Origin of the sequence: Flavobacterium pectinovorum, from assembly GCF_022802975.1 — a bacterium.
Lineage (GTDB): Bacteria > Bacteroidota > Bacteroidia > Flavobacteriales > Flavobacteriaceae > Flavobacterium > Flavobacterium pectinovorum_B.
The window spans coordinates 77,292-94,456 of the sequence record NZ_JAFEVZ010000008.1 but is presented as its reverse complement, the minus strand read 5'-3'; the positions used below and the strand labels follow the sequence as shown (position 1 = coordinate 94,456).

Annotated in this window: 14 protein-coding genes; 11 read left to right on the top strand and 3 right to left on the bottom strand. The window is 34.1% G+C overall.

Going from position 1 to position 17,165, the window contains the following annotated elements; all coding sequences use genetic code 11:
- Positions 1 to 3 precede the first annotated feature (3 nt).
- A complete protein-coding gene (locus tag FLV_RS12910; RefSeq protein WP_243234433.1) occupies positions 4 to 891 on the top strand; it encodes a carbon-nitrogen hydrolase in 888 nt (295 codons plus the stop codon).
- An 83-nt stretch (positions 892 to 974) separates the two neighbouring features.
- Here the strand turns inward: FLV_RS12910 and FLV_RS12905 are convergent, their stop codons facing one another.
- Positions 975 to 2,237, bottom strand: coding sequence for an OmpA family protein (locus FLV_RS12905; RefSeq protein ID WP_243234431.1), 1,263 nt, complete (start codon positions 2,235 to 2,237; stop codon positions 975 to 977).
- Between the two features lie 571 nt (positions 2,238 to 2,808).
- Here FLV_RS12905 and FLV_RS12900 point away from each other — a divergent pair.
- On the top strand, positions 2,809 to 3,849 hold the full coding sequence (locus FLV_RS12900; RefSeq protein ID WP_243234430.1) for an agmatine/peptidylarginine deiminase: 1,041 nt from the start codon (positions 2,809 to 2,811) through the stop codon (positions 3,847 to 3,849).
- A 360-nt stretch (positions 3,850 to 4,209) separates the two neighbouring features.
- Here the strand turns inward: FLV_RS12900 and fahA are convergent, their stop codons facing one another.
- Complete coding sequence (gene fahA, locus FLV_RS12895) at positions 4,210 to 5,493, bottom strand: fumarylacetoacetase (protein ID WP_243234428.1); 1,284 nt, start codon at positions 5,491 to 5,493, stop codon at positions 4,210 to 4,212.
- A 108-nt stretch (positions 5,494 to 5,601) separates the two neighbouring features.
- Here fahA and glyA point away from each other — a divergent pair, with 108 nt between their 5' ends.
- The 7 genes from glyA (at position 5,602) to FLV_RS12860 (ending at position 12,012) form a co-directional block, all read left to right on the top strand.
- Positions 5,602 to 6,876, top strand: a complete 1,275-nt coding sequence (gene glyA, locus FLV_RS12890) for a serine hydroxymethyltransferase (protein ID WP_243234426.1) — start codon at positions 5,602 to 5,604, stop codon at positions 6,874 to 6,876.
- 130 nt (positions 6,877 to 7,006) lie between these two features.
- Positions 7,007 to 7,600, top strand: a complete 594-nt coding sequence (locus FLV_RS12885; RefSeq protein ID WP_243234424.1) for a tRNA-(ms[2]io[6]A)-hydroxylase — start codon at positions 7,007 to 7,009, stop codon at positions 7,598 to 7,600.
- A 115-nt stretch (positions 7,601 to 7,715) separates the two neighbouring features.
- Positions 7,716 to 9,269: a bifunctional response regulator/alkaline phosphatase family protein gene (locus FLV_RS12880; RefSeq protein ID WP_243234422.1), complete on the top strand. Its 1,554-nt coding sequence runs from the start codon at positions 7,716 to 7,718 to the stop codon at positions 9,267 to 9,269.
- A gap of 75 nt (positions 9,270 to 9,344) precedes the next feature.
- Entirely contained in the window at positions 9,345 to 9,752 is a 408-nt protein-coding gene (gene tsaE, locus FLV_RS12875) for a tRNA (adenosine(37)-N6)-threonylcarbamoyltransferase complex ATPase subunit type 1 TsaE (RefSeq protein WP_243234420.1), read from the top strand.
- A 90-nt stretch (positions 9,753 to 9,842) separates the two neighbouring features.
- On the top strand, positions 9,843 to 10,316 hold the full coding sequence (locus tag FLV_RS12870; protein WP_243234418.1) for a GNAT family N-acetyltransferase: 474 nt from the start codon (positions 9,843 to 9,845) through the stop codon (positions 10,314 to 10,316).
- 85 nt (positions 10,317 to 10,401) lie between these two features.
- The gene (locus tag FLV_RS12865) at positions 10,402 to 11,601 is read left to right on the top strand and encodes an alanine dehydrogenase (RefSeq protein WP_243234412.1); all 1,200 of its coding nucleotides are present in this window, start codon (positions 10,402 to 10,404) and stop codon (positions 11,599 to 11,601) included.
- Between the two features lie 36 nt (positions 11,602 to 11,637).
- Positions 11,638 to 12,012 carry a DUF4258 domain-containing protein gene (locus tag FLV_RS12860; RefSeq protein ID WP_243234411.1) on the top strand — a complete coding sequence of 125 codons (375 nt, stop codon included), beginning with the start codon at positions 11,638 to 11,640 and terminating at the stop codon, positions 12,010 to 12,012.
- A 338-nt stretch (positions 12,013 to 12,350) separates the two neighbouring features.
- On the opposite strand, the gene ccsA is transcribed toward FLV_RS12860, so the two are convergent.
- On the bottom strand, positions 12,351 to 15,566 hold the full coding sequence (gene ccsA, locus FLV_RS12855; RefSeq protein ID WP_243234410.1) for a cytochrome c biogenesis protein CcsA: 3,216 nt from the start codon (positions 15,564 to 15,566) through the stop codon (positions 12,351 to 12,353).
- 255 nt (positions 15,567 to 15,821) lie between these two features.
- Between ccsA and FLV_RS12850 the strand changes: the two genes are divergently transcribed.
- Both FLV_RS12850 and FLV_RS12845 read left to right on the top strand, forming a co-directional pair.
- The gene (locus FLV_RS12850) at positions 15,822 to 16,583 is read left to right on the top strand and encodes a Rossmann-like and DUF2520 domain-containing protein (protein ID WP_243234401.1); all 762 of its coding nucleotides are present in this window, start codon (positions 15,822 to 15,824) and stop codon (positions 16,581 to 16,583) included.
- On the top strand, positions 16,567 to 17,094 hold the full coding sequence (locus tag FLV_RS12845; protein ID WP_243234399.1) for a KdsC family phosphatase: 528 nt from the start codon (positions 16,567 to 16,569) through the stop codon (positions 17,092 to 17,094). The genes FLV_RS12850 and FLV_RS12845 overlap by 17 nt, the downstream gene beginning before the upstream one ends.
- Positions 17,095 to 17,165: the final 71 nt, after the last annotated feature.

The following is a 17,165-nucleotide window of genomic DNA, read 5'->3' as shown; positions in this document are numbered from 1 at the left end:
GTCATGCCAAAAAGAAAATATAAAATAGCCGTTATTCAGTTAAACCTTAATGACGTTGCCGAAAATAATCTTAAAAAATGCATCAGCTGGGTAAAAGATGCTGCCGGTAAAGGTGCTGAAGTTATCCTTTTACCTGAATTATATAGCAGTCATTATTTTTGCCAGAGCGAGGATGTAGATAATTTTGCATTAGCAGAACCACTTTACAGTACTTCATTTATTGCTTTTAGCGAACTGGCAAAAGAATTAGGAGTCGTGATTATTGTTCCTTTCTTCGAAAAAAGAATGGCAGGAATTTATCACAATAGTACCTACATTATTGATACTGATGGTTCAGAAGCAGGTTTGTACCGTAAAATGCATATTCCGGATGATCCGCATTTTTATGAAAAATTCTATTTTACTCCCGGAGATTTAGGTTTTCAGGCCATTGAAACAAAAAAAGGAAAAATCGGAACACTTATCTGCTGGGATCAATGGTATCCTGAAGCAGCCCGTATCACCGCTTTAAAAGGTGCAGAAGTATTATTCTACCCTACAGCAATTGGATGGCATCCTAAAGAAAAAGAACAATATGGCGAAAATCAATATGGTGCCTGGATGAATGTTATGAAAGGACACGCTGTTGCAAATGGTGTTTTTGTCGCAGCCGCAAACCGAATTGGTTTAGAAAAATATATTGAAGGAACTGAAGGAATCCAGTTTTGGGGAGCATCGTTTATTGCAGGTCCTCAGGGTGAAATCCTAGCACAGGCTTCACACGATCAGGAAGAAATTTTAATTGCCGAAGTTGATCTGGATTTACAGGAAAATGTACGTCAGAACTGGCCATTTTTCAGAGACAGAAGAATTGATGCTTTTAGCGATATTACAAAAAGAGCTATCGATTAGAATTAGATCGAATTGATTTTTTTATAAAATAAAGGGCTGTTTCTATTATAGAAACAGCCCTTTTTAGCACTTATTTTTAAGTTTTATTTTACCTTGAAAGAAACTCTTCTCACAATTTGACGAGCTTCTTTTGATTTTTTATTTACAGAAGTGTCTTCTCCGTTAGCAACTACATTTAGTCTTGAAGCATCAATTCCTGCATTTATCGCTACTTGTTTCACCGCTTCAGCTCTTTTTCTTGACAACTCAATATTATAACTTGAACTTCCAATTTCATCTGCATATCCTACTACATCTGCTGTTTTATTTGGGTTGTTTTTCAAATATTTCACTAAGAAATCAATCCCTGATAAAGAAGCATTTGTTGGTTTAGTAGAATTAAAATCAAAGTAAACATTTACGTATCCATCATTAATTAATTGTTCTACAGTAGTATTTGTTGCAATACCTTCGCTTTTTTGTCCATAAGTTTTCTCTAAATAACTTTCTAATTCATCCGGAACTCCATTTTGGTTATTATCGATTGATTGTCCTTTTGTATTTACCGTAACACCTGCAATAGAATTTGGCTCTAAATCATATATATCAGCCACTCCGTCTTTATCACTATCCAAAGCGCCTGATTCAATAAGTGCTACCCTTTTTTCTAAACTATCATATTTGTCATCTTCACCAACCCAGTCAGCGTGTACTTTATTTTTACCTAAATAAAATGTCAATCCTACAGAAGCATTAAGCAAAACACCGTCAAGAGTAGCAGTTCTGGTTTTAGCCATTCCATCAAAATTAAAATCTTGCAGAGTATTAACAATACCGGTAAGATCTCCTGTCAACGCAACACTGTTGCTTAATTTTATTTGTCCTGTTAAACCAAGAATTCCATGTGCCAAGTAATCTTCACCATCTAAGCCATCTTTACTGCTTATTTGCGCAGCACCAAATCCACCATGAAGTAATAATCCAAAGGTATTTGTCCAAGTTTCAAAGTTTAGAGCCCTGCCAAGATTTATAACTCCCTGCAAACTTGTTCTCAGGTATTTGCTGTCAAATTCAGGAGAATTTCCCCCATCTTTAAATTGATCGTATCCAAAATCCAATTTAAAACCAAATTTAGGACTGAACATATATCTCACACCTAAATCAGCGTGAAAAGGATTAAGACCAGTTGTGTAATAACCAGGAGTCATTGTTCTCATTGGATTATTTAAACCACCATTTAATTCGACAGACCATTTGTCATATGCTGATTTATCATTGTAAGGTTCAGTTGAAGGTACTGTCCCATTCTGCGCATTTGCAAAAAACGACAATACTAAAAGTGTTAAGGAAGCTAATTTTTTTTTCATGATATCTAAGTGTTTTAAATTTTACATTTTAAGCTTTAATAATAAGTAGTAATATTGTGAATCTATTTTTTTTAAAACTCACAACAAACTTATATTAAGGACGTAAAAAAAGCATTCCATTCATTTTCTGAATTTTTATATAATTCCCATTCATTAGGTTTTAATGAGAATTAATGAATTTTCAGCCTTTTTTAAAACAACTTGGGGCGATATTTTTAATTATTAACTAACTTATTTAATCTTAAAAAAAAGATTTATTTATCACAAAATTTAACATAAAAATCTTGAGATTCTATTAAAAATTAGTTATTTTATTAAAAGCTAAAATTAATGTATTTTTTTTAAAATTAACCTGTTTATTAATTAAAAATTCTCTCTAAATATTAATAAAATCCTAACAAAAAAGACAAAATAAATAATTATTTATAAATTTTACAATTTTAAGACGCCTTTTTTTAATTATTTTCTCTGTTATTAAAAATTAAACTCTAAAAAGACTTCAAAGTTTCTCATACTGTTTCATAATCCTAATGAATGATTATCTTTGCAACCTTTAATTCAGAAACTTTTTATGACAGCAAATAGCAGAAGATTTCCGGCAGAATGGGAGAAACAACAGGGAGTTATATTATGTTTTCCTCATAATGGAAATGATTGGCCGGGAAAATACGAAGCAGTTCAATGGGCTTTTATTGAATTTATTAAAAAAGTAGCCACTTTTGAAACTGTTTTTTTGGTCGTAGCCGATGAAAAATTAAAAGAAAAAGTAGCCGAAATGTTAGAAAGGGCACGTGTAAATATCGCCAATGTTTCTTTTATCATTCATAAAACAAACAGAAGCTGGATGCGTGATTCAGGACCAATCATTGTAAAAAACGGTTCAAAAAGAGAAGCCTTAAATTTTAATTTCAACGGTTGGGCAAAATATAAAAACTATCAGTTAGATAAATTTGTTCCGGGTAAAATAGCTGATTTTATTGATGTACCATTAACTCAGGTAACTTATAAAGGAAAACCGGTAATTATTGAAGGCGGAGCAATTGATGTAAACGGAAAAGGAACTTTACTGACATCTGAAGAATGCCTGATGCATCCTACAATTCAGGTTCGAAATGAGGGCTTTACAAAAGAAGATTACGAAGCTGTTTTTAAAGAATATCTTGGCGTTACCAACGTAATTTGGCTAGGAGACGGAATTGAAGGTGATGACACTCACGGTCATATTGACGATTTATGCCGATTTGTGAATGAAGACACTATAGTAACAATAGTTGAAACAGATAAAAACGATTCAAACTACAAACCTTTACAGGATAATTTGAAACGTTTGCAAAACGCAAAATTAGAAGATGGGAAATCGCCAACAATTGTAGCACTGCCAATGCCAAAACGTGTTGATTTTGAAGATTTAAGATTACCGGCCAGTTATGCCAATTTCCTAATTTTAAATAACTGTGTTTTAGTTCCTACCTTTAATGACAGTAATGACCGCATAGCATTAAACATTTTATCAGAATGTTTTCCGGATAGAGAAATAATCGGAATAAGCTGTATTGATTTTATCTGGGGATTCGGAACTTTACATTGCTTAAGCCAACAGATTCCTGCTTAAATCTGATTGTCACCAAGTTGCTTTTTGAATTGTTTTGTCAGGCTGAACGGAGTTAAAGCCCGAAAAGTTTTTAAAGTTTATATTTATTGAATAGCCTCCAGTTTTAACTGGATAAAAAAAATAAAGCCAACAATCATAAGGGCTTTAGCCAAAATCGATTTTTGGCTAAAGCCTTTTTTCTTGCAAAATACAAACCTCCAGTTAAAACTGGAGGCAACTCAAAAAACTTTGCGGTTCGCAACTTTGTTAGATTCAAAACATTCAGAATAAGCCAAATTAAAAACTTAACGGCATAAAAAAACCTTGGCGATAACCAAGGTTTTTATTTTTCTATATCTCTTCAGATAATTTATCTGCTCTTCATTGTCTGATAAACGGAGGTAAAAGCTGACTCGCTACTTCTCCAAAACCAATTCTAACTTCTGCATTTTCGCAGAAACCTCTAATGATTACCGTATCATTATCTTCAATGAATTTTCGTTCGCTTCCGTCTTTTAATTTTAAAGGATTTTTTCCTCCCCAGGTCAATTCTAACATCGAACCAAAACTGTCCGGAGTTGGTCCTGAAATAGTTCCTGAACCCATCATGTCTCCAGAATTCACACGACACCCGTTTGAAGTGTGATGTGCCAATTGCTGTGTCATTGACCAGTATAAATATTTAAAATTAGATCTCGAAACAATAGTTTCTTCCTGATCTTCAGGCTTAAGAGCAACTTCCAGATGAATATCAAACGCTTTTTTTCCTTTTGTCTGTAAATACGGAAGCGGAGTTGGATCCTGCTTAGGTCCTTTAGTTCTAAAAGGTTCTAAGGCATCCATAGTTACAATCCACGGAGAAATTGATGTAGCAAAGTTTTTGGCCAAGAATGGTCCAAGCGGCACGTATTCCCATTTTTGAATATCACGAGCGCTCCAGTCGTTCAGTAAAACCATTCCAAAAATATAATCTTCGGCTTCGTAAGTCGAAATATTTTCGCCCATTACATTTACATCTGTTGTAATAAAAGCGGTTTCTAATTCAAAATCCACTAATCGTGAAGGACCAAAAACCGGATATTTCTCACCAACCGGCAGAGTTTGCCCCATTGGTCTGTGCACCGGAATCCCTGAGGGAACGATCGTAGAACTTCTACCATGATATCCTACCGGAATGTGAAGCCAGTTTGGCAGTAATGCATTCTCAGGATCACGAAACATTTTACCTACGTTTGTAGCATGTTCTTTACTCGAATAAAAATCGGTATAATCACCAATTAAAACCGGTAATTGCATTTCGACGTCATCAATTTCAAAAATAACAATTTCTCTGTCTTTTGTGGAATCTCTAAGTTGAGGGTTAGTTGCATCAAAAATATCAGCGATGCGGTTTCGAACTAAACGCCATGTTTTTTTCCCGTCAGAAATAAAATCATTTAGCGTATCCTGCATAAACATATCATCTGTTAAATCTATTCCTTCAAAATAGTTTAATTGTTGTAAAGCTCCTAAATCTATAGCGTAATCGCCAATTCTGGTTCCTACAGTAACGACATTTTCTTTAGTTAGAAATACACCGAAAGGAATATTCTGAATAGGAAAATCACTATTCTCTGGTACTTCCAACCATGATTTTCTTTTAGTATCGTTGGCGGTTATTGGCATGTGAATGTTAATTATTTGTTGAAAAATTCTATGTCAAATATATCATAATCTAACAGTTTCACAAACGTTTTTTTGTATTTTTGCAGGAAATTAACGAAAAACGAAAAAATGCAACGCGACGAACAAATTTTTGACCTTATTTTAGAGGAACAAGACAGACAAATTCACGGATTAGAACTTATTGCTTCGGAAAACTTCGTGAGTGATGAAGTAATAGAAGCTGCTGGTTCAGTTTTAACAAACAAATATGCTGAAGGATATCCTGGCAAAAGATACTATGGCGGTTGCGAAGTAGTTGACGTTATTGAGCAAATTGCAATTGACAGAGCAAAGGAATTATTTGGTGCTGAATATGCAAACGTACAGCCTCACTCTGGCTCTCAGGCTAACGCTTCTGTTTTTCATGCTTGTTTACAGCCTGGAGATAAAATTTTAGGATTCGACTTATCACACGGTGGTCACCTTACTCACGGTTCTCCTGTAAACTTTTCAGGACGTGTTTACAATCCGGTATTTTACGGAGTAGACAAAGAAACCGGAAGATTAGATTATGATAAAATTCTGGAAATTGCAACTAAAGAACAGCCAAAATTAATCATCGCAGGAGCATCGGCTTATTCCCGAGATATGGATTTTGCACGTTTCAGAGAAATCGCTGATAGCGTTGGAGCAATCTTGTTTGCTGATATTTCTCACCCTGCAGGTTTAATTGCAAAAGGCTTATTGAATGACCCTATTCCACATTGTCATATCGTTTCTACAACAACTCACAAAACATTACGCGGACCACGTGGAGGTTTGATTTTAATGGGGAAAGATTTTGAAAACCCTTGGGGATTAAAAACTCCAAAAGGTGAAATCAGAATGATGTCATCTCTATTAGATTTAGCTGTTTTCCCTGGAAATCAAGGTGGGCCTTTAATGCATATTATCGCTGCTAAAGCCGTAGCTTTTGGTGAAGCTTTAAAAGATGAATTCTTTACTTATGCGATGCAACTGCAAAAAAATGCTAATGCTATGGCAGATGCTTTCGTAAAAAGAGGATACAACATTATCTCTGGTGGAACTGACAACCACATGATGTTAATCGACTTAAGAAACAAAAACATTTCTGGTAAAGATGCTGAAAATGCATTGGTAAAAGCAGAAATCACAGTAAATAAAAACATGGTTCCATTTGATGATAAATCACCATTTGTAACTTCTGGAATCCGTGTTGGAACAGCTGCAATCACTACTCGTGGTTTAGTTGAAAAAGACATGGAAACTATTGTAGCTTTAATCGATAAAGTATTAACTGATCATACAAATGAAGCAGTTATCGAAGAAGTTGCTAATGAAGTGGACGAAATGATGAGCGAAAGACCAATTTTCGTTTACTAAAAATTAGTCATAAAGTCTTAAAGTCGAAGGTCGAAAGTCTTTAAATGGAATGTAAAATTCTATTTTAGTTTTGATCTTCGACTTTTTTGACTTTACAACTTTCGACTTTACAACTTTAAGACTTAAAAACATGGGTGTACTTAGATTACAATTACCAACCGACCCAAGATGGGTAAATATTGTTGAGAAAAACATAGAGGAAATCCTGACCGATCACGCATGGTGTGAACAAAAAGCTGCTACAAACGCAATTACAATTATCACCAATAACTCTGAACATCAGGATTTGGTACAGGATTTATTGGCTTTAGCCAAAGAAGAAATCGACCATTTCGAACAGGTTCATAACATTATCATCAAAAGAGGTTTGAAATTAGGGCGTGAGCGTAAAGATGATTATGTAAATGAATTATACCAGTACATGAAAAAAAGCGGAGACGGAAGCCGTGTTTCAGGTCTTGTTGAAAGGTTATTATTTTCGGCCATGATCGAAGCCAGAAGCTGCGAACGTTTTAAAGTACTTTCTGAAAATATTCAGGACGAAGAACTGGCTGTTTTTTACAGAGAATTAATGGAAAGCGAAGCCGGGCATTACACTACTTTCATTACATACGCACGCAAATACGGAACCGGAATTGATGTTGAAAAACGCTGGAGAGAATGGCTGGCTTTTGAAGAATCTATTATTACAAATTACGGCAAAGGTGAAACCATTCACGGATAGCTTTTCTATTTCTTAAACTAAATAATTACAACTGGCTATTTAACTTTATACTATTTTTAATACTTTTTAAGTTATAGACTTTTAAATTGCAGTAAAATTAAAGTCAATTATGATTATGGATAAGATAAAAATACTTTGGGTCGACGATGAAATCGATCTTTTAAAGCCTCATATACTATTTCTGGAGAAAAAAAATTACGCAGTTACTACCTGTAACAACGGATTGGATGCTATTGGTCTTTTTGAAGAGGAAAATTTCGACATCGTTTTTTTAGACGAAAATATGCCCGGAATGAGCGGTCTGGAAACACTTTCTGAAATGAAAGAAAAAAAATCCGCTACTCCAATGATTATGATTACCAAAAGCGAGGAAGAATACATCATGGAAGAAGCAATTGGTTCTAAAATTGCCGACTACCTGATAAAACCTGTCAATCCGAATCAAATTCTTCTAAGTTTAAAGAAAAATCTGGATCATTCGAGATTAATTTCTGAAAAAACTACTTTAGATTATCAGAAGGAATTCAGAAAAATCTCAATGGAATTAGCTATGGTTAATTCATTTGAAGACTGGATTGAATTATACAAAAAATTAATTTTCTGGGAATTAGAATTAGAAAACATTAACGATCAGGGGATGATCGAAATTCTGGAATCACAAAAAGTAGAAGCAAATTCGCAATTTGGTAAATATATTGAGCGAAATTACGAAGACTGGTTTGCTCCAAAAGCTGACAAACCAATTCAATCTCACAATTTATTTAAAGAATTAGTTGTTCCTGAACTTAAAAAGAAAGACAAACCTGTTTTATTTGTCGTAGTAGATAATCTACGCTACGATCAGTGGAAAGCTTTTGAAACCGTTGTATCCAATTATTATAAATTAGAAAAAGAAGTTCCTTATTTTTCGATACTCCCAACCGCTACACAATATGCAAGAAATGCTATTTTCTCAGGTTTACTGCCCGTTGAAATGGAAAAACAGTTTCCTGAATATTGGAAAAATGATGTGGAAGAAGGCGGAAAAAACCTTTATGAAGCCGAATTTCTTACTGCACAATTAAAGCGTTTGGGTTTAAATATAAAGGAGGATTATTTTAAAATTACCAATTATACTGGCGGAAAAAAACTGGCGGAAAATTTCAAAGCTTTAAAAGGAAATGATCTCGTAACAGTCGTTTATAATTTTGTCGACATGTTATCGCATGCCAAAACCGAGATGGAAGTCGTAAAAGAACTTGCCTCAGACGATAAAGCTTATCGTTCCCTAACTTTAAGCTGGTTTAAAAATTCACCTTTGCTGGAAATCATCCAGCAGGCACAGGTTTTAGGTTTCAAATTAATCCTGACAACTGACCACGGAACTATAAATGTAAAAAATCCGTCGAAAGTTGTTGGAGATAAAAATACAAGTCTGAATTTGCGATACAAAACAGGTCGCAGTTTAACCTACGAACAAAAAGATGTGTATGTTGTAAAGGAGCCAAAAACTATTGGTTTACCAGCTATAAACATGAGCAGTTCGTTTATTTTTGCAAAAAACGATCTCTTTTTAGCCTACGTAAACAACTACAATCATTATGTAAGTTATTACAAAAACACCTACCAGCATGGCGGAATTTCACTCGAAGAAATGATTATTCCGTTTTTGGTATTTAACCCAAAATAAAAATAATTTCAGTCCCGGATTCTTTAATTACAGAATTTCGGGGCTGATTTTTTAAAATTAAAGAAGTACAAAACAATGAATATCGTTTTTTCATTAGATCAGATTCAGGAAGTAGCCGAACAAATTATTGCACAAAATCCAAAAAAAATTATTCTTTTTAATGGAGAAATGGGCGTTGGAAAAACTACTTTAATTAAGCAATTGTGTAAAACTTTAGGAGTTGAAGATGCCACAAGCAGTCCTACTTTTTCTTTAGTGAATGAATATTACACTTCGAATAATCAAATTGTTTATCATTTTGATTTTTACAGATTAAATAAAGAAACTGAAGCATTAGACATGGGTGTTGACGATTATTTGTACTCTGGAAACTGGTGTTTTATCGAATGGTCTGAAAAAATTGCAAGTTTGATTCCTGACGAACATTCTGTAGCTACAATTGAGTTATTGGAGAATGGACAACGAGAATTAAAACTGGTTTAATTCCACAGAGAACCGCAAAAAATATTTTAAAAAAAACTTTATGAAACTTTGCGAAATCTCTGTGAATCTCTGTAAAACAAAATAGCAACAATGAACACCCAAAATACCGTAGAAATAATTTCCTTTTCATCAGATTTAAAAGAACCTGTCAAAACTTTAAATATAGAATGGCTTACAAAATATTTCAGAGTTGAAGAAAAAGATGAATTGATACTTTCAAATCCACAAGAAGAAATTATAGATAAAGGCGGACTAATTTTTTATGCAAAATATAACAATGAAATTTTAGGAACCGTTTCCTTAATAAAAATTGATAATGCAACTTTCGAATTAAGCAAAATGGCAGTTTCAGATAAAGCGCAGGGACTAGGAATTGGCAATAAATTATTAGCTCATTGTTTGACTGTAGCAGAAGAAAATAATATTAAAAAACTGTTTTTATACTCCAACAGAATTTTGCTCCCAGCATTGCATTTATATAGAAAATTTGGTTTTACAGAAGTTTCTTTGGGAAATGTAAGCTACGAAAGAGCCGACATAAAAATGGAAAAAACAATCTCTTAATATTGACTTTTAGTATTAGCAGAATTTTTACATTCATTTTAAAACTTTTTACGTAATTTGTACTCTTAATTATTTTGCACACCCCATGTCAATAACCCTAACTCCATTTACGAAACAACAATTGTTGCCACAAGAAGAGAAACTTGAAATTGGCCGCCATAAAAAAGAACTTTTTATAGGTATCCCCAAGGAAACAAGTTATCAGGAACGTCGTATTTGCCTGACTCCGGACGCAGTGAATTCTTTGACCTACGAAGGACATCGCATCATGATTGAATCAGGAGCCGGAGAAAGCTCAAGTTATTCTGACAAGGAATACAGTGATGCTGGTGCAGAAGTTACCAAAGACACCAAAAAAGTTTTTAGCTGCCCGTTATTGCTAAAAGTAGAACCGCCTACATTGGCAGAAATCAAAATGATTAATCCTGAAACGACAATCATATCTGCTATTCAGTTAAAAACAAAAAAGAAAGCTTATTTTGAAGCTTTGGCGCAAAAAAAAATCACCGCACTTGCTTTTGAATATATTAAAGATGAAGACGGTTCCTATCCTGCCGTAAAATCATTAAGTGAAATTGCGGGAACAGCTTCTATACTAATTGCATCTGAACTGATGATTACCGACGAATTTGGAAAAGGGCTTTTATTTGGAAATATTACCGGAGTCCCTCCTACTGATGTTGTTATTTTAGGAGCAGGAACCGTAGGCGAATTTGCTGCAAAAACCGCTATTGGCTTAGGTGCCAGCGTAAAAGTTTTTGACAATTCTATTACTAAATTACGTCGCTTACAAAACAATCTTAATCAACGTGTTTTTACCTCTACAATTCAACAGAAAGCCTTACTTAAAGCCCTGAGACGTTGCGATGTAGCTATTGGTGCTATGCGAGGCAAAGAACGCTGTCCGATTGTTGTCACTGAAACTATGGTTGAACACATGAAAAAAGGTGCTGTAATTGTAGATGTTAGTATTGATACCGGTGGCTGCTTCGAAACTTCAGAAGTTACAACGCACGAAAAACCAACTTTTATAAAAAGTAATGTTTTGCATTACTGCGTACCAAACATTCCTTCGCGATACTCAAAAACAGCTTCACTTTCGATAAGTAATATTTTAACCCCTTACCTGCTTCAAATAGCTGAAGATGGTGGATTAGAAAGTGCCATCAGATGTAATAAAGGCTTAAAAAACGGAATCTATTTATACCACGGAATCCTGACCAACAAAGCTATTGGCGAATGGTTTGATTTACCTGATAACGACATTAATTTACTTGTTTTCTAATGCAACTTTAACGTACCTTTGCAAAAAAATTAATTCATGAAATTCGTACATCGTTTTGCTTATTATTTGGTTGGTTTAGTTATGGGATGCTTTTTTGTAGCACTCGTTTTTAGTGGAAAAGATACTCGCTGCAATTATTTTCCGAATGCCAGGGTTTTGAATAGTTTAAGAACCAAACCGTTTCAATATTCTGAAAAAGCAATCCAAACGCTGAACGAAAAATGGATTGATACTGCTGATATTAAAAACACATTACAATTTGGTGATGTAGATTTTGACCAAAGCAATGTTCCTCATAAAAAAGGAAAATTGTATGTTATTGAAGGAAAAACGGTGAAAAATCAGGAAATTGTTCTTAAAGTGACAAACTACGAAAACAAAGCCGTTTTAGAAGAGATTATAAAAAAATAATGACTTTATATAGTTTTGAGAAGGATAGCAAAAAATGCTGTCCTTTTTTTTTATACCTAATATGGAGTAATTATCTCGTTGAGTAAAAAAGGGCTTCGACTAAGTTTATCCTGAGCAAAGCCGAACGGACTCAGCCTGACATTTGTTCTGACTTCATAAGGATTATTATGAAAACTGAAGCCCTAGCCCTGATGGAAACGACATCCTTTTGTGGCAGGGTTTGCCACAAAAGATATAGTGGACAGCAGGAACAAGCTCCTCGTTCTCCTCCAAGCAAACTTCTTTATTAAAAATTAATCAAACAAAAAAGGTTCAACTTTTCAGCTGAACCTCCTTTATTACTTTTTTACTTGTTTTTTATAATACTTTCTATTCTTAGGATATGTTATAGCTCCTATTACTGAAATAGCTGCCAGTGAATACCAGATCCAGCTTAGGGATTTCGCTTCTCCGCTTGCATAGGAGTGTAAACCTACCAGGTGAAAATTTACTCCATAGTAAGTAAACAAAATCGACACAAAGGCATACATACTCATTAAATTAAAAAACCATTTTCCGCGCAAAGCTGGTACAAAACGAGCGTGAATTACAAAAGCATAAATCATAATAGAAATTAGAGCCCAGGTTTCTTTTGGGTCCCAGCCCCAATAACGTCCCCAGCTTTCATTGGCCCACTGTCCTCCAAGGAAATTTCCGATTGTTAGCATAACTAAACCAATTGTCAAGGCCATTTCATTAATATAAGTGATTTCTTTGATGTTTAAATCCATCTTGGCTTTGTTTTTTTCATTGGTAAAGAAAATTAATAACAATGAAACGAAACCTAAAATAAATCCTAATGCAGTTGGTCCGTAACTACCCACAATTACTGCTACGTGAATCATTAACCAATAAGAATTTAAAACCGGCTGCAGATTAGCAATTTCCGGATCGATCCAGTTCAAATAAGCAGCCATTAAAATCATAGCGGTGACAAATGCTGATGATGCAACGGTTAATTTAGATTTTCTGTCAAAAGCCAATCCAAAGAACATAGTTGACCAGGCTACGTAAATAATCGATTCGTAAGCATTACTCCAAGGCGCATGACCTGAAATATACCAACGGGCAATCAAGCCAAGTGTATGTAATCCGAATAAAAATCCGATGATAACATGAAACCCATTAATCGTAATTCGAATCCATTTCTTTTCGAAAAAGATGTTTAAAATCGTAAAAAACAGCATGAAAATAGAAGCTGTAATGTACCAGTAAGACAATTTTTTAAATACATCGTATTTATTATATGCAATCTCAGCATCAATTTTTTCTTCGCTCGGGCGCACTTTACTTCCATATTTCTTTTGAAAACCGTTGATGCTTTCAACCAAATCATCAGCACTTTTAAAATCTTTAGAAATAGAGCCATTGTTTAATGCGCTAAAATACAATGGAAGAATTTGCCTGGTATAAGTTGAATCCATTCCTTTTAATCCTGCATGCTCTAATTCTAAATACGATACCCATTTATCACCCGGATGATTCGGTACCGGAAATATTTTTAAAATACTTCCCATTAAGGCAGACTCCATCAGATTTACTTTTTTATCCGTTTCGATAAAATCTTTTTCAAACTGATTTGGATTTGCTGCTTTGTAGGCGGCATCTAAATATGGAGATAATTTATAATTTCCATTTTCATCAAAAAACTTTACAAATGGTGCTCTTTTTGCATCTTTTTCTACTCCAATAATTTTTCTGATACTATCATTTCCTGATCGCAGGTGGATAATTGGAACCTGAATCCAAACCTGACCGTATTGTGTCATCGACAAAAATACCTGGTCAGAATTCATTCCGTTATATGTATCGCTTTGGCTTACTTTCCTCAATAATTCTGACGAGAAAGTATTAATAGGTTTCATTCTTCCTCCCGCATCCTGAATAATCAAACGACCAAATTTGGCAGCATGAGCTTCCGGAGCTTTGTAAATATTCAGTAATGAATCTATCTGTTTTTGGCTTGGCGGACGTGTTACATGATTGGCATGATCATTAGGATCTTCGTTATGAGTATGATTATGAGCGTGTCCCGGTGTATGCACATGTGGTTCTTGTGCAAAGCCGTTAAAACTTAGCATTAAAAGTAAAACAGTAATCAATTTTGCTTTTTTCTCTTTTACTTTTTCGAGTTTGCGTTTTAAATCAGCAAAACGGGAACCTTTTGTAAACATGATGGCCATTAATCCGATGTACAACATAAAATAACCAAAATAGGTAATTGAAGTTCCCCAGAAATCATGGTTAACAGACAAAATCGTACCTTTTTCATCCGGATCAAATCCTGCTTGAAAAAAACGATATCCTTTATAATCCAAAACATTGTTCATATAAATTCTTGCATCAAAAGTTTCTGATGAATCCTGAACAGTTACTTTACTTTCAAAAGCCGAGTAACTTTTTTCTGTTCCCGGATATTTTGTAGCAATAAAATCATTCAGTTTAATTTTGAAAGGGGTTGTATAAGCTTTACTTCCGTAGAAGAAAGTGTAATCAATATTGCCAATTTTAACAGATTTAGGCTCGCCTTGTTTTCCTTTAGATCCTAAAAGTGTGACTTCTTTTTCCTGTCCTTCTGCCTTCAATTTTACAATCAATGCATCATTATGAGTCTTGGCTTTAAAATCATTGTTCGATTCATAAGTGATGCTTCCTTTCATTGCAGGATCCGGAAAAACAATTCGGATATCACCGATACTATATAAAGAACGCATCATTAAAGGCTGAACATTATCTTTGGTCACTTTACCTTTGAACTGATCTGCCATTCGCATAAATTCCCCTTCAAAAGGAGTCTGAATGGTATATTTTTCGCCAGTTGTATTAATGTTGATCGCACCGGCTGTTGGTTTATTCAAAGCAAATAATACATTGTGAATATTTTGAACTTCTCCCTCTTTCAGGAAATGTTCTTCACGGCCTGCTGCTCCGGCTTCAACTAATTTTAGATATAAAATGCCTTTTGGATCTGGCTTTACCATTTCTTTGGCACCCATGATATAATTTGAATATTCTACTTTAAAAGGAGTGTCATCAAACTTACCTGAAATGGTAAAATCATTATTGGTTACAGGAGACAGCAAAAGACTTTCTTCAAAAACCCTGCGCTTCATTTCTCCTTTATATTCACCATCTGCAAAAATGGTTAAATATGTTTTTTCAGAAAGAATCTGATTTTCTGTATTACCTTCACGAATTGGCATAACTCCTTCGTAACTGATATAACGTGTAATAAATGCTCCTAAAAGAATAAAAATAAATGCAACGTGCAGCAATAAAGTTGCCCAATTTTCTTTTTTCAATAATTGATAACGTTTAATGTTTCCGAAAAAATTAATCATAAAAAATACCATTATAGCCTCAAACCACCAGGTGTTATAAATTAAAATTCGGGCTGTATCGGTATTGTATTTACTTTCGATAAAAGTTCCAATACCCATTGCAAGTGCAAATGTTAAAAAAAGAACGGCCATTAATCGTGTAGAAAACAAAAAAGAGAATATTTTTTTATCCATTTTTGAAGGAATTACTGTGTATAAAAGTGGCACAAAAGTACTTAAAAATGTTGAGTTGTATTATTTGTCTTTTGTTAATTAAAACTAAAAAAGAAATCTATTTTAATGATATCCTCAATATCGTTTGTCAAAATTTAGAAAAAAGTTGAACCATAACTTTTTATTACAACTTTTCAGAACAGATTTCTCAGACAAATTGATTTTAATCTCTGAAATGCGTGCCAATCACTAAAAAAATAATGCTAATTTTGCGATATGATTCGAATAACGCTAATTGGTTCCGGGAATGTTGCGCAGCATTTAATAAAAACTTTCGCTAAAAGTGAAGGAATAGAAATTGGACAAGTGTTTTCAAGAAAAAAAGAATCATTATTGCACTTAGTTGATTCTGATAAAATTGTAACTGATGTTTCAGATTTAATAGACGCCGATTTATATGTTATTGCTATTACAGACGATGCAATTTCTGAGGTTTCAGCACAATTACCTTTTCAAAATAGATTAGTGGTTCATACATCAGGAACCTCTTCTATTGCTGTTTTAAATTCAAAAAACCGCAGAGGTGTTTTTTATCCTTTACAGACTTTTTCTAAAGCCAAACCAGTTGATTTTTCAATTATTCCGATTTGTCTGGAAGCTGAAAGTGAAGCAGATTACACCATTTTAGAAACGGTTGCCAAAAGTATTTCGAATGCCGTTTTTTCAATCAGTTCAGAACAAAGAAAAGCTTTGCACGTTTCGGCAGTTTTTGTCAATAATTTTACGAATCATTTGTATCAAATCGGACAGGAAATTTGTGAAGAACATCAGGTTCCTTTTGAAATTTTAAAACCCCTGATTGAGGAAACAGCAGATAAAATAAAGACATTAAAACCCATTGATGCCCAAACAGGCCCGGCAAAACGCCATGATTCTACTACCATAGAAGCGCATTTGAATTATTTAACGAATCAGACTCAAAAAGATATTTATAAAATCCTAACACAATCTATACAGCACAATGGCAAAACACTTTAAAGAAATAATGAATGACATCACAACCTTTGTTTTTGATGTTGATGGCGTGCTTACAGACGGCTCAGTTTTTGTAACCAACGAAGGCGAAATGCTTCGTACAATGAACATTCGCGATGGTTATGCCATGAAAGCAGCTGTAGAAAGTGGTTTTAACGTATGTATTATTTCTGGCGGAAGCAATGAAGGCGTTCGCATAAGGTTGCAAAATTTAGGAATTACTGATATTCATTTAGGAACTCCAAACAAAGTTGAAACTTTTAAAGAATACACAGACATTTACCATATTAAACCTGAAAATGTCTTGTACATGGGAGATGATATTCCTGATTTTCACGTTATGAAACTGGTAGGTTTACCAACCTGTCCACAAGACGCAAGTCCTGAAATTAAAAATATTTGTAGTTATGTTTCGCACGTTAAAGGCGGAAGAGGTGCTGTACGTGACGTAATCGAACAGGTTATGAAAGTACAGGGAAAATGGATGGAATATTTTAACGGACAACACGATTAATTAATTGTGAATTGTTAATGGTGAATGAGCTTAACGTCATCTTGTCAAAGTTTTAAACTTTGACAAAGATT

Coding starts and splice junctions, on each gene's coding strand:
- FLV_RS12865 (WP_243234412.1), top strand. CDS start 10,402: ATGTCAATAACCCTAACTCCATTTACGAAACAACAATTGTTGCCACAA.
- FLV_RS12885 (WP_243234424.1), top strand. CDS start 7,007: ATGGGTGTACTTAGATTACAATTACCAACCGACCCAAGATGGGTAAAT.
- FLV_RS12905 (WP_243234431.1), bottom strand. CDS start 2,237: ATGAAAAAAAAATTAGCTTCCTTAACACTTTTAGTATTGTCGTTTTTT.
- FLV_RS12850 (WP_243234401.1), top strand. CDS start 15,822: ATGATTCGAATAACGCTAATTGGTTCCGGGAATGTTGCGCAGCATTTA.
- FLV_RS12860 (WP_243234411.1), top strand. CDS start 11,638: ATGAAATTCGTACATCGTTTTGCTTATTATTTGGTTGGTTTAGTTATG.
- fahA (WP_243234428.1), bottom strand. CDS start 5,493: ATGCCAATAACCGCCAACGATACTAAAAGAAAATCATGGTTGGAAGTA.
- FLV_RS12870 (WP_243234418.1), top strand. CDS start 9,843: ATGAACACCCAAAATACCGTAGAAATAATTTCCTTTTCATCAGATTTA.
- ccsA (WP_243234410.1), bottom strand. CDS start 15,566: ATGGATAAAAAAATATTCTCTTTTTTGTTTTCTACACGATTAATGGCC.
- FLV_RS12900 (WP_243234430.1), top strand. CDS start 2,809: ATGACAGCAAATAGCAGAAGATTTCCGGCAGAATGGGAGAAACAACAG.
- FLV_RS12880 (WP_243234422.1), top strand. CDS start 7,716: ATGGATAAGATAAAAATACTTTGGGTCGACGATGAAATCGATCTTTTA.
- glyA (WP_243234426.1), top strand. CDS start 5,602: ATGCAACGCGACGAACAAATTTTTGACCTTATTTTAGAGGAACAAGAC.
- FLV_RS12910 (WP_243234433.1), top strand. CDS start 4: ATGCCAAAAAGAAAATATAAAATAGCCGTTATTCAGTTAAACCTTAAT.
- FLV_RS12845 (WP_243234399.1), top strand. CDS start 16,567: ATGGCAAAACACTTTAAAGAAATAATGAATGACATCACAACCTTTGTT.
- tsaE (WP_243234420.1), top strand. CDS start 9,345: ATGAATATCGTTTTTTCATTAGATCAGATTCAGGAAGTAGCCGAACAA.